The organism is Collinsella aerofaciens, from assembly GCF_015555045.1.
Lineage (GTDB): Bacteria > Actinomycetota > Coriobacteriia > Coriobacteriales > Coriobacteriaceae > Collinsella > Collinsella aerofaciens_W.
Map to the genome: position 1 here is coordinate 1 of NZ_JADNJQ010000023.1, position 21272 is coordinate 21272.

At 55.7% G+C, this 21272-nt stretch carries 23 protein-coding genes; 10 read left to right on the top strand and 13 right to left on the bottom strand.

The window, feature by feature from the left end:
• Nucleotides 1–303 precede the first annotated feature (303 nt).
• Nucleotides 304–687, bottom strand: a complete 384-nt coding sequence (locus I2E45_RS07865; RefSeq protein ID WP_195241049.1) for a hypothetical protein — start codon at nucleotides 685–687, stop codon at nucleotides 304–306.
• A gap of 626 nt (nucleotides 688–1313) precedes the next feature.
• Between I2E45_RS07865 and I2E45_RS07870 the strand changes: the two genes are divergently transcribed.
• Nucleotides 1314–1553 (top strand): hypothetical protein, encoded by a 240-nt coding sequence (locus I2E45_RS07870; protein WP_195445469.1) that lies wholly within the window; start codon nucleotides 1314–1316, stop codon nucleotides 1551–1553.
• A 450-nt stretch (nucleotides 1554–2003) separates the two neighbouring features.
• Here the strand turns inward: I2E45_RS07870 and I2E45_RS07875 are convergent, their stop codons facing one another.
• Together I2E45_RS07875 and I2E45_RS07880 are read right to left on the bottom strand one after the other, a co-directional pair.
• Complete coding sequence (locus tag I2E45_RS07875; RefSeq protein ID WP_195445471.1) at nucleotides 2004–2432, bottom strand: hypothetical protein; 429 nt, start codon at nucleotides 2430–2432, stop codon at nucleotides 2004–2006.
• Nucleotide 2433: 1 nt separating this feature from the next.
• The gene (locus I2E45_RS07880; protein WP_195445473.1) at nucleotides 2434–4122 is read right to left on the bottom strand and encodes an ABC transporter ATP-binding protein; all 1689 of its coding nucleotides are present in this window, start codon (nucleotides 4120–4122) and stop codon (nucleotides 2434–2436) included.
• A gap of 620 nt (nucleotides 4123–4742) precedes the next feature.
• Here I2E45_RS07880 and I2E45_RS07885 point away from each other — a divergent pair.
• The 6 genes from I2E45_RS07885 (at nucleotide 4743) to I2E45_RS07910 (ending at nucleotide 9592) form a co-directional block, all read left to right on the top strand.
• Nucleotides 4743–5447: a CDP-alcohol phosphatidyltransferase family protein gene (locus I2E45_RS07885; RefSeq protein WP_195445475.1), complete on the top strand. Its 705-nt coding sequence runs from the start codon at nucleotides 4743–4745 to the stop codon at nucleotides 5445–5447.
• Between the two features lie 66 nt (nucleotides 5448–5513).
• Nucleotides 5514–5948 (top strand): FHA domain-containing protein, encoded by a 435-nt coding sequence (locus tag I2E45_RS07890; RefSeq protein WP_006236002.1) that lies wholly within the window; start codon nucleotides 5514–5516, stop codon nucleotides 5946–5948.
• Nucleotides 5949–5951: 3 nt separating this feature from the next.
• Nucleotides 5952–6830, top strand: a complete 879-nt coding sequence (gene ftsR / locus I2E45_RS07895; RefSeq protein WP_195445478.1) for a transcriptional regulator FtsR — start codon at nucleotides 5952–5954, stop codon at nucleotides 6828–6830.
• A 40-nt stretch (nucleotides 6831–6870) separates the two neighbouring features.
• The gene (locus I2E45_RS07900; protein ID WP_195445480.1) at nucleotides 6871–7401 is read left to right on the top strand and encodes an adenine phosphoribosyltransferase; all 531 of its coding nucleotides are present in this window, start codon (nucleotides 6871–6873) and stop codon (nucleotides 7399–7401) included.
• 32 nt (nucleotides 7402–7433) lie between these two features.
• The gene (locus I2E45_RS07905; protein ID WP_229058890.1) at nucleotides 7434–8561 is read left to right on the top strand and encodes a coiled-coil domain-containing protein; all 1128 of its coding nucleotides are present in this window, start codon (nucleotides 7434–7436) and stop codon (nucleotides 8559–8561) included.
• A 164-nt stretch (nucleotides 8562–8725) separates the two neighbouring features.
• Nucleotides 8726–9592, top strand: coding sequence for a DegV family protein (locus tag I2E45_RS07910; RefSeq protein ID WP_195445483.1), 867 nt, complete (start codon nucleotides 8726–8728; stop codon nucleotides 9590–9592).
• 73 nt (nucleotides 9593–9665) lie between these two features.
• On the opposite strand, the gene I2E45_RS07915 is transcribed toward I2E45_RS07910, so the two are convergent.
• On the bottom strand, nucleotides 9666–10277 hold the full coding sequence (locus I2E45_RS07915) for a DUF1836 domain-containing protein (protein ID WP_195445485.1): 612 nt from the start codon (nucleotides 10275–10277) through the stop codon (nucleotides 9666–9668).
• 153 nt (nucleotides 10278–10430) lie between these two features.
• The gene (locus tag I2E45_RS07920; RefSeq protein WP_195445487.1) at nucleotides 10431–11369 is read right to left on the bottom strand and encodes an NAD(P)/FAD-dependent oxidoreductase; all 939 of its coding nucleotides are present in this window, start codon (nucleotides 11367–11369) and stop codon (nucleotides 10431–10433) included.
• Between the two features lie 118 nt (nucleotides 11370–11487).
• Here I2E45_RS07920 and I2E45_RS07925 point away from each other — a divergent pair, with 118 nt between their 5' ends.
• Nucleotides 11488–12789, top strand: coding sequence for an MGDG synthase family glycosyltransferase (locus I2E45_RS07925; RefSeq protein WP_195445490.1), 1302 nt, complete (start codon nucleotides 11488–11490; stop codon nucleotides 12787–12789).
• 454 nt (nucleotides 12790–13243) lie between these two features.
• Here the strand turns inward: I2E45_RS07925 and dut are convergent, their stop codons facing one another.
• From dut to I2E45_RS07940, 3 genes are read right to left on the bottom strand one after another with little or no spacing between them, the layout of a single operon-like run.
• Nucleotides 13244–13687, bottom strand: coding sequence for a dUTP diphosphatase (dut, locus tag I2E45_RS07930; RefSeq protein WP_138112619.1), 444 nt, complete (start codon nucleotides 13685–13687; stop codon nucleotides 13244–13246).
• Nucleotides 13688–13691: 4 nt separating this feature from the next.
• A complete protein-coding gene (nrdR, locus tag I2E45_RS07935) occupies nucleotides 13692–14135 on the bottom strand; it encodes a transcriptional regulator NrdR (protein ID WP_055285168.1) in 444 nt (147 codons plus the stop codon).
• A 51-nt stretch (nucleotides 14136–14186) separates the two neighbouring features.
• Entirely contained in the window at nucleotides 14187–14636 is a 450-nt protein-coding gene (locus tag I2E45_RS07940) for a LysM peptidoglycan-binding domain-containing protein (protein ID WP_195445492.1), read from the bottom strand.
• 163 nt (nucleotides 14637–14799) lie between these two features.
• On the opposite strand from I2E45_RS07940, the gene lexA reads away from it, so the two are divergent.
• Together lexA and I2E45_RS07950 are read left to right on the top strand one after the other, a co-directional pair.
• A complete protein-coding gene (gene lexA / locus I2E45_RS07945; RefSeq protein WP_195445494.1) occupies nucleotides 14800–15444 on the top strand; it encodes a transcriptional repressor LexA in 645 nt (214 codons plus the stop codon).
• A complete protein-coding gene (locus I2E45_RS07950; protein WP_195445495.1) occupies nucleotides 15444–16148 on the top strand; it encodes a heparan-alpha-glucosaminide N-acetyltransferase in 705 nt (234 codons plus the stop codon). Before lexA ends, I2E45_RS07950 begins: the two co-directional genes overlap by 1 nt.
• On the opposite strand, the gene hflX is transcribed toward I2E45_RS07950, so the two are convergent.
• From hflX to I2E45_RS07975, 5 genes are all read right to left on the bottom strand, one after another.
• Entirely contained in the window at nucleotides 16133–17422 is a 1290-nt protein-coding gene (gene hflX, locus I2E45_RS07955) for a GTPase HflX (protein WP_195445497.1), read from the bottom strand. The genes I2E45_RS07950 and hflX overlap by 16 nt on opposite strands.
• Nucleotides 17422–18360 carry a tRNA (adenosine(37)-N6)-dimethylallyltransferase MiaA gene (gene miaA / locus I2E45_RS07960; protein ID WP_195445500.1) on the bottom strand — a complete coding sequence of 313 codons (939 nt, stop codon included), beginning with the start codon at nucleotides 18358–18360 and terminating at the stop codon, nucleotides 17422–17424. Before miaA ends, hflX begins: the two co-directional genes overlap by 1 nt.
• Nucleotides 18360–19730 (bottom strand): tRNA (N6-isopentenyl adenosine(37)-C2)-methylthiotransferase MiaB, encoded by a 1371-nt coding sequence (gene miaB / locus I2E45_RS07965; RefSeq protein WP_152073819.1) that lies wholly within the window; start codon nucleotides 19728–19730, stop codon nucleotides 18360–18362. Before miaB ends, miaA begins: the two co-directional genes overlap by 1 nt.
• A 63-nt stretch (nucleotides 19731–19793) precedes the next feature.
• A complete protein-coding gene (locus tag I2E45_RS07970) occupies nucleotides 19794–20111 on the bottom strand; it encodes a stage V sporulation protein S (protein WP_006235982.1) in 318 nt (105 codons plus the stop codon).
• 74 nt (nucleotides 20112–20185) lie between these two features.
• A complete protein-coding gene (locus I2E45_RS07975) occupies nucleotides 20186–21271 on the bottom strand; it encodes an ATP-binding protein (RefSeq protein ID WP_195445501.1) in 1086 nt (361 codons plus the stop codon).
• Nucleotide 21272 lies beyond the last annotated feature (1 nt).

Below are 21272 nucleotides of genomic sequence, written 5' to 3' on the forward strand. Positions count from 1 at the left end.
GCGGTGTCCCCTCCCTTTCAAGAAAGGGAAGAGGCGGGGCATGCCCCGCCTCTTACACCACATCTCTGCGCGCTACCCGCTTCAAAAAGTCAACCGAGGGTTTTGTCCCGTCAAGACGCCGAACGAGAATTACGTACCGCCAAGAGCCTCAAAACACGCCCCTCGCGGAACAGAATCCTCACTCGATTTCCATGCGGAGTAAAAACGTCAATCAATCATCCTCCGCAACGTCTATCCACCAAAAAGGCCGCCCCACGTGGAGCGGCCTTTGCTCGCAGCTTTTTACTGATAGTTACTCAAAAATTATTCCAACACATCCACAGAAGAGCAGCGAATCGTATTTTTCTTTCGGGAATCGAGAAAATAGCCTACCTTGACTTTAGACCCAACGCTCACGGGGCTATCGCTTACATAGCGCGTATGTTCTGAATCAACCAGAATGGTCAGACGATCAGACCCGTCGTTATATGGATCTTCGCTTTCGACCGACATGGTAAAATCGCCAGAGCTGTCAACGTTCAACACCAATCCGCTCACGAACCACAAATGTGAATAGTCACCTCCGCTATCTTTTTGGCAACGCTCCACTTTTAGAAATAGCGCAGAGAATGCGAACACGGCAACTGATATAGCGATGAAAACCTTAACGCCACTCCCCTTGCCATGAAATACAAATTTATTCGCCAAAGAAAAATACCCCTGCCTTATCCGTGTAATTAGCATAGTACTACGTTAACGTGCTCATGGCTGTGGGTTGGTTTAACCTACAGCCATGCTAAAGTTGCCAAAAGGGGCACAAAGGCCAATACGTTTGCGCCATGCCGGCACAGCGACCTGGCATCGTATGCACCAGCGGGATCATCGCTGGCCTGCAAGGAGGGCATATCCACGCGCTCATGGTCGCCGGAGGCCTCGTGATGCAGCACGCGCCGGGCGGCGACTGGAAGCGCGTCGATTGGGACGTGCTTGCCGCCTGGCTCGACAGATACGGTTACAAGGTCGCTGATTGCGAGACGGAGACCCTTCCGACCGCCGACGCGGCGAGTGGGAACGCGAGGGTAAAAACGCATCGTCGCTGAACCAGTGAGTCAGTATTCTTTAGTTGGATGATGGATATTGAAATTGATTAGCGAGATAATGTGCATATCTCATAATGTATGCGTTGCACCATGAGAGAGGGGTCTGTCATGAGCTGGAAACCGAGAAAATGCGTTATCGTCGGTCTCGTGACAACCGGTCCTGACGGCGGCTTGTTTGCAACCGCAATGACATCGTACCGACTTTTCACTTGCATGTTCTGAAAGGCAGTTGCCATGCTGTCGCAAAATCAATCAAGATACTTGGTCACAATCGGCTTTGCCCTGCTTGCATTACTCTTTGCTAGCGACCTTTTGCTGAAACCGCCCAAGGAACTCGTTTTGCTTGCCATAGACTGCATTTCCGCCCTTTACTTTACGGCAACCCTATTCGTCGGACTAAAAGAGAGGAAAAAAGGCGCAGTCGTTGCATCTGCCGTAGGCGTGATCACAGCCATTGCCTCATTCTTTATCTGACACATTGGTGATCTAGGGGCGATATCGTAGGAATACGACCGGGAGAGCCGGGACCAGATTGCCCGGCTTGCCCGATCGGCTCGCGCGACGGCACGGCGGTTCGACAGAAAACTCTCCGGAGTTCACGCCGTTTCTGATCGCATTGTAGACAGCCATCTCGTCTTCGCAGTCGGCGAGCACGCGGTGTGCGTCGTCGTTTTGGATGTACAGTAAATCTCGAAGGTCCTCCATGCACCAGCGTCCGAGATTTGGCCATGCGCGTCGCGCGAGCTGATAAGTGTCGATTGCGATGTTGTAGTTAAAGTCCAGACCAAAGCCGTCCCAGGCAGAACGGCATTGTTTCCTTGATTATCAACTTCATCCGGACACTTCCCGCATTCATCCGTGTGTGTACGGATGAATGCGGGGTTCGATACCCCGGCGGCCTGATCGGCAGACCGCCGGGAATTCTCACTCCTCGATAAAAGCCGGCACTCGGTTAGTCCTGCGCATCTTGAAATCGCCAGTCTCGTGGGAGACGTAGAGAATGCCGTCCATCCCGTCTCGCGATGCATACGACAGGTGAACTGAACCGCAATCCGATCCATCATTGTCGAGAAGATCAAACGAATTCGGATCGCTCGTTGCGGCCAAACGACCACTCATACAAGAGCCATCGTCATTACAGATTCGCCATTCCATATCTTCGCCTGCAAGAATCGCCATAGACGGCCTGGTCGCGCCATCGTTGACATACATCCCGTCTATGCCAAAACCGTTTTCAGCGCCATCAATAAACGACTGCTCGGACCTATACCTCGCAAATGATGCACATAGCACCATTGCAAGACAAAGTACAAAGCCAACAATCGCTATCTTTGCATAGCTCTTGCCTATCATGTCATTCACCACCCTCGTATGTATCGAGGTATTCCTGCTTGAGCGTCTGCGAGGACGACTTGATCTTTTCCACGAGCGTGCCGGCCTCGATGAAGTAGAACGAGTCGGTGAGGTCTGCCAGGTCGTCGAGCAGGTGGCTTGAAATGAGCACGCTTCGTCCCCGCGCCACCTCGCTGCGCATCGCGTCGCAGGAGGTTTTCCGCTTTCCCGGATCGAGGCCGTTCAGCGGTTCATCGAGGATAAGGTACGGGCAATCGGTCGATATCGCCATGGCAAGCTTTACCTGCTGCTTCATTCCTGTCGAGAGTTTACGGGTCGGCTTGTCGAGATATGGGGAGATTCCGAGGGAGCTGCAGAGCGAGTCGATGTCGGCGGCCGATTTCCACGCCTCCCTAACGAAAGCAAGGTGCTCGAGGGCCGATAGCGTGGGATAGAGATCCGCGCCGCCCGAAGAGCTCAGGTAGACGAGTTCTGCAAATTCGGCTGATCGGCGTTGGCTGATTCCGTCTGCCACCAGGCTTCCCGAGCGGATACGGGTGGGAAATTGGCCCGACAGCGCTTCAAGAAGGGTGGTTTTCCCCGACCCGTTGGGAGCAACGAGGCCCGCCGCCGTTCCCGGGCTCAGGAAAAGCGACCCGATTGAAAGTATCGTCGTGCTTCCGTATCCCACGCTCGCGTCCAGAAGCTCGAGCCCATGGCGCTTTTTCGCGGGTCCAGGCTGTTTGGGGGAACGTGCCGCAACGGCGCCGACCGCAAAAAAGACCGCGACGTATGCCAGGGCCACGGCAAGCATCGATGCGCTGCCTGAACCGGAGCCAATGAATTCCGTCGGGAAGCATCCCACGTAACCCGTTGCCTCGATAGGCGAGAACACGGCCAGCGGCAGGAGCTCGAGCGCGGCATTATGCTCCAGCGCCGAATCGGACAGTAACGGGAATGCCGGGGCCGCGACAAGCAGCGCGGAGGCAAGGGGGCCCGCGAGGACGCGCCTCGTTGCGGTCGATAGGACGGCGGAGCAAACGGATATCAAGGTTCCGCCCGCAAGAAGCGCGAGAAGCAGGGTCGTGAAGACGTCTCCCGCGGTCGTGGTGGCAAGCGCGCCGTCATGGAAGAAGGCGATCGGGTACCCGATTTGCCCGAAGCCGTTTAGGGCCAAGGCGCAAATGCTCCCGGGTGCGAGGCCGGCGAGGAGCATCGCGGTCCCCGCGGCGATTATCGAAAACACGATCTGGATGAGGCGCCGGAATTTGGGCGCGGGCGCCTTCGCCGCCAGGGTCGCAGGCCTTGTGGCGCCGAGCAGGAGTATCGACGAGAGAAGGAAGGGGATGAAGGGAAGGAAAGACGGCGCCGTGGCAATGGCGTAAGGCAGGAAGGAAAGGAATGGCAGGTCGCTTGCGGAGGCCGGGATATCCGTGATGCCGGAGCTGCTCAGGGCACGGCAATATGCGAGCTCTGCGTCATTGGTCTCTCGGTCCCCCACGATGGACCCGGATTGGAAGCCTTCGCCCATGAGCGCGTAGTAGCTCTCGGCAGAATCGAGAAAGGCGGCGTCGGTTTGAGCGGCGAGGGCGGCGTTCGCGTATCTTGCAAGCTCCGCGTCATCTTGCTGCTCTGGAGATAGGTCTGTGCCGCTGGCCTGGGGCGCGCGCGTATTGAATTCGTCGACAAAGCCCTGCATGCCCTGTTTCATAAAGAAGGGCCCGTAGATGGGTGAATTGAACGCAATGGGGACGGAGAAGGCTGCGGCGAGAACGAGCGTACAAATCCATACGGCCCTGTCTCTTAGGATTAGTTTGAGAAGAAGTCGACAGTACATTTGGAAGCACCTACGTTCCTCAAAGAATTGTTAGATTAAAAGTAACAGACCGAATGAAGATGCGTGCGACGGGGGCGAGGCGAATGGCTGAGCGGTATCGATACGCGGGTTCAACGGTATCACATTGACCGCATAGATTATTAACTTGCATTTCTAACAGTTAAGGAGACGGGTGCTTTCCAGCACACTCCTTCGATGATGCCTTCCGCTAGTTGCTATGCCGGTTTCAGCCAACAAAGAATGTGCCCGGGCGCTCAGGTTCACCGTTAGCGTTGGCAACATATGAGATGATGCACACGCGCAACAAAAACGTGTACATCACCCTCCAAAACCGACATTTTCGACATGTTTGGAGGCTGATGTACATAAATGTGAGTTCCCGCCCCGCCAACAACACCCTCCACATGTCTGGACTCTCTATGGCTGCGCTGGATAGACATCGCCGGAACGGGTATAGTATCGAAAGTTTTGTCGTTAACCAGCGGGGGAGTCCTGTGGGCATCAAAAAGAAGATCAAAAAGGAGCTTATCGGCACTTCCGATTACCCGTCGAATAAGATCTTTACGATCTCCAATTTCATCACCTTTACGCGCCTGATCCTCACCCTGGTATTTCTGTACCTGTTTGTGACGGATAACAACCGCGTCATCGCCATTGTTATCTACGCCGTTGCCGCCTCCACCGACTGGATGGACGGTCAGATCGCCCGCATGACTAAGACGGTCTCGTGGCTCGGCAAGGTCATGGATCCCATTTGTGACCGTGCGCTGCTGTTCACCGGCGTGCTGGGACTGGTGGTTCGCGGAGAGCTGCCCATCTGGGTCTGCGTGCTCATTATTGGCCGCGACATCTATTTGGGCATCGGCACGCTTATCGTGCGCCATTATCACCATCGCCCCATCGATGTCGTCTTCCCCGGAAAGATTGCCACAGCGCTGCTCATGACCGGCTTCTCGCTCATGCTACTCGGGTTCCCCGTTATTGACGGCCTGCATCTTTTGCCTTCAGCCCTTACGGCCTTCCCAGGCCTCAACGGAAGCTCGGTGCCCCTCGGCATCTTCTTTGTGTACGGCGGCGTGATCTTCTCCATGCTCACGGCTGTCATCTACTCCATTAAGGGCGGAGCGGCCATTAAACAGGCTCTCATGCATCCCGAAGACGAGGACATCGACTTTCTGAACCCTGAAATCGAAGACTGATTCGTTGGGGTATGATTACGTACGGTTCATTATTTGCGGCACGTCCGCGATAAGTTAGGGGTTGTCATGGACAACATGGTTAACAATATGCCTCAGAATGATAAGACTGCTGACGCTACCTGCGTATTCCGCGTGCCTTCAAGCGACGTCACCGTTCCCGACCTCATGGCCAACGTGCGCATCACCGCCCCCGTTCTGTCCATCGTCAAGGGTCCGCAGACTGGTGCCGCCTTTGAGCTCGAGGACGACGTGACCACCATCGGCCGCGATCCTGCGAACGGCATTTTCCTCAATGACATGACTGTTTCGCGCAGCCACGCGCGCATTATTCGCGAGGGCCTTGGCGCTCGCATCGAGGACCTGGGCTCGCTCAATGGCACCTGGGTCGACGGTGCCATCGTCAACGCGGCCCCGCTGCACGACGGCTCTTCCGTCCAGATCGGTACGTTTACGCTCATCTACCACGAGAGCACGCCGGAGCGCATCGAAACCGGTGAGTAGGGCATGGCCGAACGCAACTATCTGAGTATCGGCCAAGTCGTCAACCTTCTTCGAGGCGCATACCCCGATCTTTCGAACTCAAAAATTAGATTTCTAGAGGATGAGGGGCTCATTACCCCTCATCGTACGCCTAAGGGATACCGTCAGTACTCCAAGGAGGACGTTGATCGCCTGGAGGTCATTCTGCACTTGCAGAAGACTCGCTACATGCCGCTCAACGTGATTAAGCAGCGCTTGGAAAACGCCACGGACCTGTCAACGCTCGCCTACGAGGTGGGCTTGCTGTCCGATGTTCCGCTCAAGACGGAGCCCAAGGAGACTAAGCAAAAGCTGCATCCCATCGAGACCATTCCCGATATGCTGGGCGTCGAGATTTCGTTTATCCGCTCGCTCGCCGAGAACGACCTCATTCGCATCATCAAGAGTCCGCAGAATCGCGAGCTTGTCGATGGCCGCGATTTTCCGATCATCCGCTACTGCTCTGAGCTGTCACGCTTCCATATCGAGCCGCGCAACCTGCGTCAGTACGTGTCTTCCGCGAACCGCGAGTCCTCGATGTTTGAGCAGGTGCTCGTGAGCATGCTCGGAATGGATACCTCCGATGACGAGCGCGACGCCAAGCTCGAGCGTGCGTTTAAGAAGCTTCACGACCTGACCGAGGGTGTGCACACTGCGCTGCTCAAGAACCGCGTTTTTGAGTCGCTCAACGCCGTGGTCGAGGACGCCGACATCGATGCACTCGATGAGGAAATCACTCGCTCCGAGTCCACCAAGGCCAAAAACGAAGAGATAGCCGCGCCGGCTTCGCACGAGGATTCTCTCGTAAAGCCGCTCAAGGTCGTCGCCCCTTCGCACTCCGGCACCGCCACCGCGGCCAAATAACCTCTGCCGCTTATCCGGCAACCCATTGAAAGGTCATGCAATGTACGACTTCGAATCTCAAATCGTCGACATCCCCGACTATCCCGAGCCCGGAGTCATCTTTAAAGACATCACGCCGCTTTTTGGCAATCCCGAGGCGCTTAAAGCCATGACCGATGCCCTCGCCGAGCACTTTGCCGGCATGGGAATCACCAAGGTCGTGGGTCCCGAGGCTCGCGGCTTTATGGTTGGTGTACCGGTGGCTGTAGCCCTTGGTGCCGGCTTTGTTCCCGTACGTAAACCGGGCAAGCTGCCGCGCGAGACCGTAAGCCAGAGCTACGAGCTCGAGTACGGCACCGATTCAATTGAGATCCATGCCGACGCTATCAGCTCTAAAGATACCGTGTTGATTCTGGACGACTTGGTCGCGACGGGCGGAACCGTCGAGGCAACAGGTAAACTGGTGCGAGATATGGGCGCAAAGCTTGTCGGTTACGGTTGTATCCTTGAGCTTGCGTTTCTCAACCCGCGCGAGAAGCTCACGCCGTCTGATGACGATGTGGAGCTCTTTAGCCTGGTGACGGTAGACTAGCCGTTACCCTTAGTTACTGGAAAGGAAGCTACATGCGCACAGCAAACACGCATAAAAACATGGCACGCTGCGCTGCTACGGCAACCCTCGCTTGTGTTTTGGGCTTGGGCCTCGCGGCTCCTGCCTACGCCGATACCGCATCCGACCTTGCCGCTGCTCGTACGAAGCTCGAGCAGATCGGTACCCAAACCCAACAGATTTACGATGAGCTCGCCACACAAACGCAGGCGCTCGATCAGACTGCCGGCGAGATCACGCAGAAGCAGCAGGAGATCGCCGATGGTCAGGGCAAGCTCTCGACCTATGTCGCCGGCGAGTACAAAACTGGCGGTCTGAGCCTGCTTCAGGTTCTGACGGGCGTCGATGACCTGAGCGATATGCTCAACCGTCTGTTCTACTACGGCAAAGTTTCCGATAAGCAGGCTCAGACCATTCAAGAGGTCAAGGAGCTTAAGCAGCAGCTCACCGATAAGCAGGCCGAGCAGGAGAAGAACGTCGCCGCCACGCAAAAGAAGGTCGACGAGCTTAACGCCCAGCAGGCTGAAGCCCAGAACGTCGTAAACTCCCTGGATTCGCAGCTGCAGGCCGAGCTTGCCGCCGAGGCCGAGGCCAACGCCGCGCTGCAGGCCGGCATCAACGCCAGTACCGCCGAGAAGGCCACGGTGAGCAACGAGACTGCCGGTACGACCGAGAACACCAACAACGGTGGTCAGACCAGCAATAACAACAATCAGGGCGGCAACACTCCGGCTCCTACGCCGGCACCTACTCCGACGCCGCAGCCCTCCACGCCTGCTCCGGCTCCGACGCCTTCTGCTCCGAGCCAGTCCGTCGACGGCGGTTCTGTTGTCTCGCGTGCATACAGCAAGCTTGGTTGTGCTTATTCCTGGGGCGGAATTGGCCCGAACAGCTTCGACTGCTCTGGTTTTGTTAGCTATTGCCTCACTGGTCGCTATTGCCGCCTGGGCACCACGGGTACCTTTATGGGATGGACGCGTGTGTCCGATCCGCAGCCCGGTGACGTTGTGGTCAACTCGTACCACACCGGCATTTACATCGGTGGTGGTCAGATGATTCATGCTTCCGATTACAACACGGGTGTTATCATCAGCTCCGTTGCCGCCGGCATGAACAATAACTATATCTTCGTGCGTTACTAAGTATTCAGATAAAGCAAACTGATATGGACCTCGTGGCTTTGAGTCATGGGGTCCATTCTTTTACCTTTCGTGCAGGCCGCTATCTAGTTTTGAATACTAGATAGCGGCCCAATCGGTCTGCAAGATGGCTATAATTGAATGGGAACGATTAGAAAGGACCCTCTATGAGCTGGGCACTTATCTCCGATTCAAGCTGCAACCTCCGCGATTGGCAACCGACCGCGCCCCATACCACCTTTGCATTTGCGCCCCTCAAAATTCGAGTGGGGGAGCGTGAATTCGTCGATGACCTTTCGCTCGATGTTCATGAGCTCAACTGCGCTGTTCAGGCGGAGACGAACGCTTCTTCGAGCGCTTGTCCCAGCGTAGGGGAGTGGGCCGAGCTCTTCAAATTGGCAGACAAGACCATTTGCATGCCGATCTCTGAGGGCGTGTCGGGCAGCTACAACGCGGCAGCCACGGCTCGCGATATGGTTCTTGCCGAGGAGCCCGACCGACAGATTCATCTAGTCAATTCACGCGCAGCTGGCGGCAAAATGGACCTCATTTTCTTGCTATTCGACCGCTATCTTGCAAGCAATCCGAATGTCTCATTCGAGGAAGCTTGCGCATACTTCGATAGCCTTGAACAGAACAGCAAAATCCTCTTCAGCTTGTGCAATTACGAAAACCTCGCCAAAGCCGGACGTATCCCCAAGGCAGCCGGCGTTATTGCCAACAAGCTCAATATCCGCATTTTGGGCACGGCGAGTGAGGCCGGTAAAATCGAACTCGTCGGGCACACGCGTGGCGAAAAGAAGATGCTCAACAAGATCATCGATACCATGGAAGCCGAGGGTTTTACGGGCGGCGAGGTCGTCATCGATCACGTTGAGAACGAAGCTGGAGCCCAGGCGCTTACTGATCGCATAGTCGAACATTGGCCCGGCTCCAAGACCATCATCATGCCCTGCAACGGCCTGGATTCCTATTACGCCGAGATGCACGGCCTGATCATCGGCTACGGCATGGGCGTAGCTTCGGGCAAATAAAGTCCAACCAAGCAAAAAAACGGGCGGGACAAAGCGACAGATGGCTCTTTGTCCCGCCCGTTTTATACGTCGGCTAGCTATTAAACCCGTTGAACTTGAGATAGCTCATCAAGTAAGCCTTCGAAACGAAGGACGATACCGCGCTACGCACAAGCAGCGACTCACGCGTTACCTGATGCGCCGTATCGGGCACGGGAGTCTGCTCGACGGAAAACGCCGCACGAATCGATGCCTCGAGCTGATCGACCACATAATCAAAGGCCGTCGGGGCATCGTAGCTCAAACGCTGAATGTTAAAGAGTGCCTGCACAGCAGCAATAGGTAGCACCTGCTTAAAGATGCAGATAGCGATCACGCGGGCAATCTGCTCGCGGCCATATTGCTTTTTGACCGGAGCAGGCACCAGGCCAACCTTTACGTAGTTATTGATCATCGATGGCGTAATGATAGGCTGCTCAACGCAAAGGGACAGCGGCTCCATCCACAGCGCGACATACTCAATGACCTGGTCGCGGTAGAGCGTCACATTGGGCAACTGGTCGTAGCGCGGCAGACTCAACGTATTGAGTTTGCGTACGATATCGGACTGAATAAATGCATCAGGCAGCACAGTGGGCTGAATATCCTCAGATTTAATGCTGACCGACGAATCAGACATCGGAATAACGTGTTTAACGTGATTCATAAAGGTCCTCCGTTCATCTTCTATATTGTATTCTAGATTATCTAGTTTTGAATACCACATAGCCGGCAAGAAAAATGGCGGGACTGTGCACTGATGCATCGTCCCGCCATTTAGTTAATAGATAACAACATTACATAAGATATATTATCGTACTTATCCGCGGAGAAACGCGTATGCGCTGGTTGCCGCTATGGCTCCATCAGAAACGGCGGTCACAACCTGGCGTAAACGCTTGGAACGGATATCGCCAGCGGCAAATAGACCTGGCGTGCGGGTCGCCATAGATTCATCAGTTAGAATGCCGCCATCAGGCGCCAAATCGACGAGATGCTCAACAAGCTCGGTATGGGGTTGCGTGCCGGCAAAGACAAAAATGCCAAACGAGCCAGGCTCAAATGACTCGGTATGAATTTCCCCGGATGCATTGTCCTTAAAGGCGATCGTCGTTGGCGTCGCTTCACCAGAAAGTTCAACAATACTAGTTTGGTACCTAACTGTAATATTGTCCTTTTCGAGTACTTTCTGAACAACACCATCAGGGGCACGGAACTGATCGCGGCGCAAAACGATGGTCACGCTGCCGGCGATTTCTGACAAGAACAGAGCTTCCTCGCAGGCAGCATTGCCGCCGCCGATGACAAAGACCTGCTTGCCGCGAAAGAACATGCCGTCGCACGTCGCGCAATACGAAACGCCGCGACCGCGATACGTATCCTCGCCAACAAAACCAGCAGATCGCGGCGTGGCACCCATGCACGCAATGACGCTCTTGGACAGCGTATCGCCCATATCGTGATGCACCGTAAACAGCGCTGCATCGGCATCGTAATCGATACCCGAAACCATGCTCCATGCGACCTGTGCTCCCAGGCCCTCTGCATGTTGCTGAAAACGCTCGCCGAGTTCGGCGCCACTCAAGAGCGGAATGCCCGGATAGTTCTCGACTTCATTGGTCGTGGCGATCTGTCCACCCGACATGCCCTGCTCAATCACGGTCGTCGTCAGGTTGGCACGCGCAGCGTAAATGGCGGCAGCATAGCCCGCGGGGCCGCCGCCGATAATCGCAACATCGATTGTCTGATCGGTAGTCATGAAGAGTCCTCTCGTCGAAACGTTGTCGTTCTTTGCGCTCATACCCAAATTTACGTGAACGTGACACTCATGCACTACAATGATAAATCCATGTTACAACGTCGAAGGGGAGTTATCGATGGATCAGACGCAGACGAGCGACGATGCTCCCCTGCTCACGAACAGCGCTCCCCAATCGGAGCAAACCACGCTCTTGGCTCAGCAAAAACCCCTCGTGACCATCGTGCACGCCTCGGTCGGCTCGGGCCACAAGGCCGCCGCAAATGCGATTGCGCAGGCATTCGACCTCATCCGCGGCACCAATGGCATCCCCGAGGATGTTGAGATTGAAGTGCTCGATATCCTTGATTTTGGACGAATTAAATTCGACGGCAATAAGACCGCGGCTTCTTTTACGGGAGCCACGCGCCCCATTTACGACCTGACCTGGCGATATACGCTTACGGGGCATCTTCTCTGGGGTGGCGGCACGGCATGGTCGCGAATTATGTTCCCCGCCTTCAACGAATATATTCGTCGCCGCAGGCCTATAGCCGTGCTCGCAACGCACATCACAGCAGCCAATGTTGCCGTGGGCGCCCGCGTCATCACGGGTATCGATTATCCGGTCATCTGCGTGCCGACCGATTACGAAGTCGAAGGATTTTGGCCCCACAAGGACACCGACCTATTCTGCGTAGCCAACGAGTTTATGGCCGAAACGCTGCGGCCGCGCAAGGTTCCCGAGTCAAAGATCCGCATAACGGGCATCCCCATCCGAGCCGGTTTCGATTCAGATTACAAACGCGAGGATGAGCTGAGCAAGTTCAATCTCCCCATAGACAAAACCGTCGTATTGGTGATGGCCGGCGCCAGTTTGCCCCAACCATACGTGCGTTTCCGTGCCGCGATGGACCACACGCTCCCCTTCTTACGCAGCTTTGAGGACATGCACTTTGTCTTTTTACCGGGCAAGGATAAGGAATACGCCACCCGACTCAAGACGCTCTTCGACGCCATGAAACTCGACAACGTCACGGTTCTGGACTACGTGGACGACATGGCGGCCCTCATGCACGGCTGCGACCTGGCAATTCTCAAATCGGGCGGACTCACCGTCACCGAGTGCCTGTGCGCTCATCTGCCGATGATCCTGCTGGGCAAGTCCTATGGCCAGGAAAAGGCAAACACCACGATGCTCACCGGCATGGGCGCCAGCATGCATGTCACCACCGCACGAGAACTCATCGTGACGCTTCGTCACCTGCACGACCACCCTGAGTCGCTCAAAGCCCTACTCATCAACGGCGAAGTCCTGCGCCGTCCACGCGCAGCGGAGGACATCGCCATCGCAACCATGGAGCTCGTAGGCAAACCCCAAAAGCGCAAACGAGCCTTCTGTCGCTTCTACTGGGGCGGAAAACCCGCTCATATCAGGTAGACGAAAGTCCGCTGCTCAGCGGGAGCCGCCCATATATCATTCCATGCTCAAACATTCTCGCTGCGCTGCGAAACTGCGCGTGGAACGATATATGGGCGGCTCCCGCTGAGCAGCTACGTTTACTTACTAGCAGCTACTTCGGTATCCCCTCCATTAGAACCTGCAAAGGTAAAACAGGAAAATATAAATAGAGTTAGCCGATGCGACAAAGGAGGCATCCCTTTATCGCATCGGCTAACTAGAAAGATTGTTTTATGTCAAGCATGTAGCCCTTTCGCCTGAGCCCCATACATATCGTCCCGCGCGCAGTTTCGCAGCGAAGCGAGAATGTTTGAGCACGGGATGATATGTATGGGGCTCAGGCGAAAGCGGGATCCGTGCGCCCCTGCGAAGCGAGAATGTTTGAGCATGGAATGATATAGGTAAGCCCCGGGCGGGAGGGATACGAGTACCCCTAGGCGACGCCGCTGGAGCCGAAGCCTCCGTTGCCTCGGTCGGTTTCGTCTAGTTCTTCTACTTCTATGAGGTTGACCGTGGGGACTTCTTGGATGACAAGTTGGGCTATGCGGTCGCCTTTGTTGATTTGGATGTTGTTGGAGGGATCCAGGTTAATGAGGATAACCTTGAGTTCTCCTCGGTAGTGGGCGTCGATGAGGCCCGGCGTATTGACTATAGACAGGCCCTGCTTGATGGCCAAACCGCTTCGGGGCTGGACGAAGCCGGCGTAGCCATCGGGCAGGGCGATGGCCAGCCCAGTAGAGACCAGACGGCGTTCGAAGGGCTTCAGGATGCAGTCCTCGTTGGAGCGCAAATCCAAGCCGGCATCAGTGGGATGGGCGTATTTGGGAAGCTCGACGGTGGGGTCGAGACGCTTTATGTTGACGGTAATGTTGGACATGAAATCACCTTAGCTTGTCGAGCTCTTGCAGAAACTCATCGACGTCTTTGAAATCGCGATAGACCGAGGCAAAGCGGATGTAGGCCACTTTATCGATCTTGGCCAACCGCTTAAGAACCATATCGCCCAGCTCATGGGACGTAACAGCCGTGAGCGTACGGGAACGAAGCTCAACCTCAATATCGTCAATGATCTCGTTGAGCTTTTTAGTGTCGATATCTCGCTTGATCGTGGCGCGCATCAAACCGACCAGCAGCTTATTGCGATCGAACCGTTGCTTGGATCCGTCTGACTTAATGACCTCGATAGGGTCTTCACAACGCTCAAATGTCGTAAAGCGATAATTGCATGAGCAGCATTCGCGACGGCGCTTGATGGTGTTATTTGATTCCTGCATGCGGGAATCAACGACGCGGGTATGTGCCTTGCCGCATTTGGGACAGCGCATGGTACCTCCTCTAAAACGATTACAAGGGTACCATGCGACGGTACTTAAATCTTATGAACGTGCGGGAACTTTAAGATGCGCACCGGCATCGAGCGAGCCATGCTCCAGGTGATTGACGTTGCGGATCATATCAGAGGTCTCCTGCGTGGAAAGACCCTCAATCGGATGCTCCTGGGCTAGCGACCACAAGGAATCGCCAGACTGAACACGGACGGTCTCGTAGGTAACGTTGGATACCGACTCGGCATATGCGGCGTGACGAGCGCTGAAGATCGAGGTGGCAAGTACAAAGAAGAGCGTGAGCGCAACGGCTAGGGCGACAATCGTCGAAGCCTTTAGGGCAACGGGGGCCGAAGTCGTGGCGACGCACTGGCTGCGGACGGGCTTGCCAGGCAGTGTTTGGAAACCAGATCGGCCGCCTTTAACAACCGTGAAAGCCGGCGCCGCAGGCGTCTCGAGCTTAAGGGCGAGGTTTCCCTGGACCATATCCGTTGCGTTCATCATGTTCTCCTCTCGCGTGTTTTGCTGAGAACAGTTTTATCAAGCCGCGCGGACAAAAATGTCTAGCGCGAGAACGAATGTTCGGTTATTATTATCTTCGAACAGTTGTTCCTGTCAAGCAATAATCGAACATTTGTTTGACATTGGCAGAGAGGATCCCCTGATGGCTCGCAAAATTACCAAGCGTCAGCAGCAGATTTACGACTTCATCAAGGAATATCAGCAGGAGAAGGGCTATCCGCCCAGTGTGCGCGAGATGGCATCGGCCGTAGGCCTCTCCTCCCCCAGCACGGTGCATGCTCATCTCTCTGCCCTGGAGGCTCGAGGGCTGCTCAAGCGCGATGCCACCAAGCCTCGCGCCCTAGAGCTTTTTGATGAGGACGGATCCTCCGTCTCGATTTCCAAATCCGATGAACCCACAGCGCCCCGCGGAACGGTCTCACTGCCGCTCGTCGGTCGCGTCGCGGCTGGGATTCCCATTCTGGCCGAGCAAAATATCGAGGACACCTTTACCATCCCGACCGAAATCGCCACAGACCAGGGCTCCTTTATCCTTGAAGTGCACGGCAACTCAATGATCAATGTCGGCATCTACAACGGTGACTACATTATCGTTCGCGAGCAAAAGAGCGCCATGAACGGCGAAATCGTCGTGGCCATGATCGATGGCTCGGCGACCGTCAAGACGTTCTACAAGGAGCAGGGGCGCGTGCGCCTGCAGCCTGAGAACGACACCATGGAGCCCATCTATGCGACGAACCCCGTTATTTTGGGTAAGGTTGTCGGATTAATGCGCCGGTTCTCGTAATGCAAAAACGCATCACCATCTTTGATACCGTCCGCGGGTTTACGATGATTTCAATGGCAGGTTTTCACGCTTGCTACGATCTTGCCTACCTGTACGACTGGGATATGCCCTGGTTTACCCAGACTGTCTTTCAAGACATCTGGCGCGCCAGCATCAGCTGGGTATTTTTGTTTATCGCGGGTTGGATGTGCACGCTCTCACGCAACAATGCTAAACGAGCGGCCAAGTACGCAGCCGCAGCTTTGGTCGTCTGGATCGCAACAACGCTCGTATCGGTCGACGATTCAGTGAACTTTGGCATCATTTATTGCATGGCGGCGTGTACCGCTGTGGCAGCCGTAACACGACCGATGCTTCAGAAAGTGCCCAGCACGTGGGGCATTGCGATATGCCTCGCTCTCTTCGCAGCGACATGGGGCATCCCGAAATCGACCTATTCATTCCCCTATTTGGCGTGGCTAGGATTTCCCGGCCCCTGGTTCGTTTCAGGCGACTATTATCCAATCATCCCGTTCATATTCATGTATCTCACAGGATACTTCGCTGCGCGTACCGCTCAAAGATGTGAACATCCCGCCCCAAGCTGGGCCTACACCAATCCCGTCCCGGCGCTCGCCAGCCTTGGACGTCATGCACTCCCCTTTTATCTGCTGCATCAGCCCATCATTCTGGGCATTTTGGAGCTCGTCTACTCAGTGCGATAACGCTCGAGCCGCGGCGCGATACGGGCCGGCAGCTTCGCCACAATACGAACGCCGTCCTCAAGATATTCCTCGTGCAAAAGGGTTCCCTGCTCATGCACCAGCGTGATAAGGGCGCCCTCGCGATACGGGATATCAGCGGAGAGCAACACATCGGTGGCAGCCGCCTCACGAGCAATTCGGTCGACGAGATCGTCGAGCCCCTCGCCTGTCTGGGCCGAGAACAACACGGCCTCGGGATAGCGACGACGGAAACTCAATCGATCGACGCTATCGAGTAGGTCGATTTTATTGAACACCGTAAGCGTCAAACGCTCGCCGGCACCGATCTCGTCGAGAACGCGATCGACTGCCTCGAGCTGGCGCTCGTAGTCCTCGTCGGAGGCATCCACAACTTTAAGGATCAGGTCGGAACCAAGGACCTCAGACAGCGTGGACTTAAAGGCATCGACGAGACCATGCGGTAGCTTTTGAATAAAACCAACGGTATCGGTAATGGTCATGCCACGACCACCGGGCAAGCGATACGAGCGCGTCGTCGGATCGAGCGTGGCAAACAATTTGTCCTGTGAAAGCACCGTAGACCCGGTCAGGCGATTGAGCAAGGTCGACTTACCGGCGTTGGTATAACCGGCTAAGGCAACGCGAAACGCCGGCGACTCGATACGACTCTTTGACTGGACATCGCGGCGCTGTTCAACCTGCTTAAGCTCGCGACGAAGCGCGGCAATCTTGTTGCGAATCAAACGTCGGTCAACCTCGAGCTGGCTTTCGCCCTGACCAAAGCGCGAACCAATGCCACCGCGTGTCTGCTCTTTAGCAAGATGGCTCCACATACCGCGCAAGCGGGGCAACAGATACTGCAATTGGGCTAGCTGCACCTGCAGGCGGCCCTCCCGAGTCTGAGCGTGCAGGCCAAAAATATCGAGAATCAACGCCGTACGGTCGATAATCTTCACCGGTTCGCCCACGGCTTTCTCTAGATACGACTGCTGCGAGGGCGTTAAATCGTCGTCGAAGATAACAACATCGGCATCCATACGATGCACGAGCCCGCAAAGCTCCTCAACCTTACCGGAGCCGATAAACGATTTTGGATACGGCTTAACTAGACGCTGTGACAAACGCGCCACGCACTGAGCGCCAGCCGTATGGGCAAGGCGCTCAAGCTCGTCAAGCGAGCGGTCGAGCGGCCAGGCGTTATCGCGCCACTCAACTCCGACAAGAACGGCACGTTCGGGCGCAGGAGCCGTTGGAACGAGGGGAAACCGAGCCATTAGGCCGCCTCGATACGATGAAGGATATCCTCAACGACCTCATCGATCGTAAACTCGTCCATATCAAACCACACAATGCGGTCATCGCGTTTAAACCACGAAAGCTGACGCTTGGCATAGCGACGTGAACGCATCTTGATGAGTTCACGAGCCTCATCCATAGAAATCACGCCGTTAAAGGCATCGATAATCTCTTTATAGCCAATCGCCTGCATCGAAGTCAGGGCATCTTCCAGCCCCTGGTCCATAAGACCGCGAACCTCATCAACAAGACCCTGCTCAAACATCAGATCGACGCGAAGGTTAATACGCTCGTAAAGCGCCTCGCGATTACGCATCAATCCAAACCACAGAGCGTGATAATGCTCGCGCGGAACACTAAACTGCGACTTTTGCTGCGCGTAGGACACACCATCATCGTGCATTTCGAGCGCGCGAATCACACGACGAACATTATGGGGGTGGATCACCGCAGCGGACTCGGGGTCACGCTCAGCAAGCAGCGCGTGCAGCGCTTCCTCGCCAATGCGCTCGGCAAGCTCCTGATATCCCGCGCGGCGATCGTCCTCAAGCTCGCCCGAGGGAAAATCCATCTCGTCCAGGGCGGCCTTGAGATACAGGCCTGTACCCCCGCAAAACACCGGTAGGCGGCCCTCGTCCAGCAAGCGCTCAACATGCACACGAGCGTCTACCTGATACAGCGCTGCAGAATATGCAACGCCCGGATCAACAATATCGACCAGGCGTAGAGGCGCCGTGCATTCCTCGGGTGCCATCTTGGCAGTGCCGATATCCATACCTCGATAGATCTGCATCGCGTCACACGACAGCACTTCGGACGAAAGGCGAGCCGCCAAACGATCTGCGACATCACTTTTACCAACCGCGGTCGGACCGACAATTGCAACGGCAGAAAGGCCTGCCCCGGGAGAAATCATTAGCGCGGCTCGCCCACAACGGATCCGGACAGATACCAGGTCTTGGCAACATCGACGTCAACATCGACAATCTTACCAATCAACTGATCGATACTGTAGCCCTCGGGAATCGGTGCATGAACGGTCTGATTCTTAGGACTCTTGCCCAGCAGCACCGCGTCATTCTTTTTGCTCGTACCCTCAATAAGCGCCGGCACAACGGTGTGGAGCTCACCTTGGTTATATTCGTGCGCAGTGGTCTCAATAACCTTCACCAAACGGTTGAAGCGCTCAAGAATCACCTCATGCGGCGTGGGATCATCAATCTCGGCTGCCGGAGTACCGGCGCGCTTGGAATAGATAAACGTATAGGCCTGAGCATAACGGACCGTCTCGGCAAGCGAGAGCGTCTGCTCAAAGTCTTCCTCGGTCTCGCCGGGGAAGCCAACGATGATATCGGTCGAAAGCGCGATATCGGGCATGCGATTGCGGATGCGATCGACAAGCCCCAGATAGTCTTCGCGCGTATAGCGACGATTCATCTCTTTAAGGATGCGCGTCGAGCCCGACTGCACCGCCAGGTGCAGCTGCGGCATGACGGCAGGCGTCTCGGCCATAGCGTCAATGGTCTCGGGCAGCAGGTCTTTGGGATGCGAGGAAGTAAAGAAGATACGCTCCACACCCGTATCGCCCACGGCACGCAACAGGTCGGCAAAGCGCGGCTTGCCAAACAGATCGCGACCATAGGAGTTGACGTTTTGACCCAAAAGCGTGATCTCGCGCACGCCCTGGCGTACTAGACCGGTGACCTCGTCGACAATCTCCTCGAAAGGGCGGCTCTTTTCGCGACCGCGCACATAAGGCACGATGCAATAAGTGCAGAAATTATTACAGCCCGTCATAATGGGGACCCAGGCGTGGTACTGGGTCTCACGATGCCACGGCATGCTCATAGCATCCGTGTCCTCGTGCTCATTGGTGCGAATATGACGCTTGCCGTCCAAGAATGCCTCGGCAATGAGCTCGGCCACATGCGCGATGGAATGCGTGCCAAAGATAACATTGACGTTATCGACATTGGTGAGCAAACCCTCGCCGTCGCGCTGCGCGATGCAGCCGCCCACGGCGACCACACGCTTGCCCGAGGGCGAAGGCGGGAGGCTCTTACAAGAGTTGCACTGACCGTACAAACGGGTGTCAGCTGCCTCGCGAACGCAGCACGTCATGAACACGACAATGTCAGCATGCTCCGGATCGAGCGCCATAAGGCAGCCATACGAGTCGAGCAGGCCACTCACGCGCTCGGAGTCGTGCTGATTCATCTGGCAGCCAAAGGTGCGGATAAAGTAGGTTTTACCGGCAAGAATATCACGTACGGAACCCTGGTCCATGTGTATAAGTCCTAACGAGGTGGAATAGGTGGAATCAAAGAGCGCGGGCAAAGAGCAAACACGCTATGCCACAGGCTTAACGTCGTCCATCACAACGTTATCCATAGCAGCTCGATTAATCTGATGAACGTAAATAGAAAGACGGATGGCCGTGCGCGACTCCCCATTGATGAGGATGTCGGAGAACACCGGCGCGCAGGAAATATCAAACCCGGTCGGAATCAAAAAGCCGCGTGCAATGGCCACAGCCTTAATGGCCTGATTGACGGCACCCGCGCCGACACACTGAATATTGACGGGAACGCCATCTTTGACCATGCCGGCAATGGCGCCGGCAACGGACGCTGGCGATGATTTGCTTGATACCTTCAGGCAATCCATGAAGAAACTCCTGCGTTTAAAAGTACGTTTTAACTGCAATAACTGTATCGTACCGAACGGACTCGGTAAAGATGCTATTCCTCTTTGGCAAGATCGAACGTCACAGTGATGCGATCACGCGAAACACGAATCTTGGGGTCGCCGCAAAGGTTGAGATAGTACCGCGATGCAAGATCATTAAAGTCGCGCTCCACTGCTCGCGAGAACTGCGCCATGTCGTCCTTGGCGATACGCAGCCCGCGACGATCTTTGGCTAGATCAACCGGAGCGGACGCATGTGAGGACGAATCGCGCTCACGTAGCAGGCGTGCGGTCACACCGCGAACGGGCTTAATCTGGCCAGCCAAGATACGATGAGCCGTACGCTCGGACATCTCAAGGCCCAAACCCGAACAGATACGGATAAAGTCTTCCGCATCCGAAGCAAGACCCAGGCGATCGACCACCGGAAGCTCGGCTTCGTCATCGATAAACAAAAGACGAGAAGCATCGAGACGGTTTGAGGCCTGCGCATGCAGCGTCGCGGCGATCTCGGACGGTGACCCCAGATAGACATCACAGGCGCGCAGCTCCTCGAGGGCAAACTCGCAGGCGGCGCGAATGATGTTGTGAGGGCCACGGGCGCAGACATAGTGACCGTCCTCGTCCTTCACAGCCTGAGGCCAGCTGGACTGATCGGCGCGCTCGCCAAGGCGGTCGGTAGCGACGCTCACCTTAAAGACCGAGCCAAGGTCAACATCCGACGTGACAACGCGTGCCTCGTCGGTGTTCTGCTTAATCGAAAACAATGCCATGCCTCGACCGTGAACGCCCCAACGATCCATCTTCATGCTCTCGAGCTTGGAGGTAACGCGGGCATCGAAGATGCGCTCCTGCATATCCTGCGGCACGCCCGAGCCGTTATCCAGAAAGACGAGCGTACGGACGCCGTCTTCCTTGGTCGTGGCGAGATAGACCTTGTCGGCGCCGGCATCACGAGCGTTGCGCAGCATTTCGATGACAATATCCTCGACATGCTGGATGTCGTGCTTTGCCTGGCGCCGCTCGGCCTCCGAAACGCGGAGGCGGACATACCCCTCGCCAAGGTTCTCCTCGACGCGAAGGTTGCCCTCCCCCGACATCGACGCGATAAATGAGATGAGCTCGTTCGCGTCGTTCATG

What these genes read in the sequence shown, in the direction of transcription:
- I2E45_RS07870 (WP_195445469.1), top strand. Translation starts at nt 1,314, where the DNA reads ATGCTGTCGCAAAATCAATCAAGATACTTGGTCACAATCGGCTTTGCC.
- I2E45_RS07875 (WP_195445471.1), bottom strand. Translation starts at nt 2,432, where the DNA reads ATGATAGGCAAGAGCTATGCAAAGATAGCGATTGTTGGCTTTGTACTT.
- I2E45_RS07880 (WP_195445473.1), bottom strand. Translation starts at nt 4,122, where the DNA reads ATGAAACAGGGCATGCAGGGCTTTGTCGACGAATTCAATACGCGCGCG.
- I2E45_RS07890 (WP_006236002.1), top strand. Translation starts at nt 5,514, where the DNA reads ATGGACAACATGGTTAACAATATGCCTCAGAATGATAAGACTGCTGAC.
- ftsR (WP_195445478.1), top strand. Translation starts at nt 5,952, where the DNA reads ATGGCCGAACGCAACTATCTGAGTATCGGCCAAGTCGTCAACCTTCTT.
- I2E45_RS07900 (WP_195445480.1), top strand. Translation starts at nt 6,871, where the DNA reads ATGTACGACTTCGAATCTCAAATCGTCGACATCCCCGACTATCCCGAG.
- I2E45_RS07905 (WP_229058890.1), top strand. Translation starts at nt 7,434, where the DNA reads ATGCGCACAGCAAACACGCATAAAAACATGGCACGCTGCGCTGCTACG.
- I2E45_RS07910 (WP_195445483.1), top strand. Translation starts at nt 8,726, where the DNA reads ATGAGCTGGGCACTTATCTCCGATTCAAGCTGCAACCTCCGCGATTGG.
- I2E45_RS07915 (WP_195445485.1), bottom strand. Translation starts at nt 10,277, where the DNA reads ATGAATCACGTTAAACACGTTATTCCGATGTCTGATTCGTCGGTCAGC.
- I2E45_RS07920 (WP_195445487.1), bottom strand. Translation starts at nt 11,369, where the DNA reads ATGACTACCGATCAGACAATCGATGTTGCGATTATCGGCGGCGGCCCC.
- I2E45_RS07925 (WP_195445490.1), top strand. Translation starts at nt 11,488, where the DNA reads ATGGATCAGACGCAGACGAGCGACGATGCTCCCCTGCTCACGAACAGC.
- dut (WP_138112619.1), bottom strand. Translation starts at nt 13,687, where the DNA reads ATGTCCAACATTACCGTCAACATAAAGCGTCTCGACCCCACCGTCGAG.
- nrdR (WP_055285168.1), bottom strand. Translation starts at nt 14,135, where the DNA reads ATGCGCTGTCCCAAATGCGGCAAGGCACATACCCGCGTCGTTGATTCC.
- I2E45_RS07940 (WP_195445492.1), bottom strand. Translation starts at nt 14,636, where the DNA reads ATGAACGCAACGGATATGGTCCAGGGAAACCTCGCCCTTAAGCTCGAG.
- lexA (WP_195445494.1), top strand. Translation starts at nt 14,800, where the DNA reads ATGGCTCGCAAAATTACCAAGCGTCAGCAGCAGATTTACGACTTCATC.
- I2E45_RS07950 (WP_195445495.1), top strand. Translation starts at nt 15,444, where the DNA reads ATGCAAAAACGCATCACCATCTTTGATACCGTCCGCGGGTTTACGATG.
- hflX (WP_195445497.1), bottom strand. Translation starts at nt 17,422, where the DNA reads ATGGCTCGGTTTCCCCTCGTTCCAACGGCTCCTGCGCCCGAACGTGCC.
- miaA (WP_195445500.1), bottom strand. Translation starts at nt 18,360, where the DNA reads ATGATTTCTCCCGGGGCAGGCCTTTCTGCCGTTGCAATTGTCGGTCCG.
- miaB (WP_152073819.1), bottom strand. Translation starts at nt 19,730, where the DNA reads ATGGACCAGGGTTCCGTACGTGATATTCTTGCCGGTAAAACCTACTTT.
- I2E45_RS07970 (WP_006235982.1), bottom strand. Translation starts at nt 20,111, where the DNA reads ATGGATTGCCTGAAGGTATCAAGCAAATCATCGCCAGCGTCCGTTGCC.
- I2E45_RS07975 (WP_195445501.1), bottom strand. Translation starts at nt 21,271, where the DNA reads ATGAACGACGCGAACGAGCTCATCTCATTTATCGCGTCGATGTCGGGG.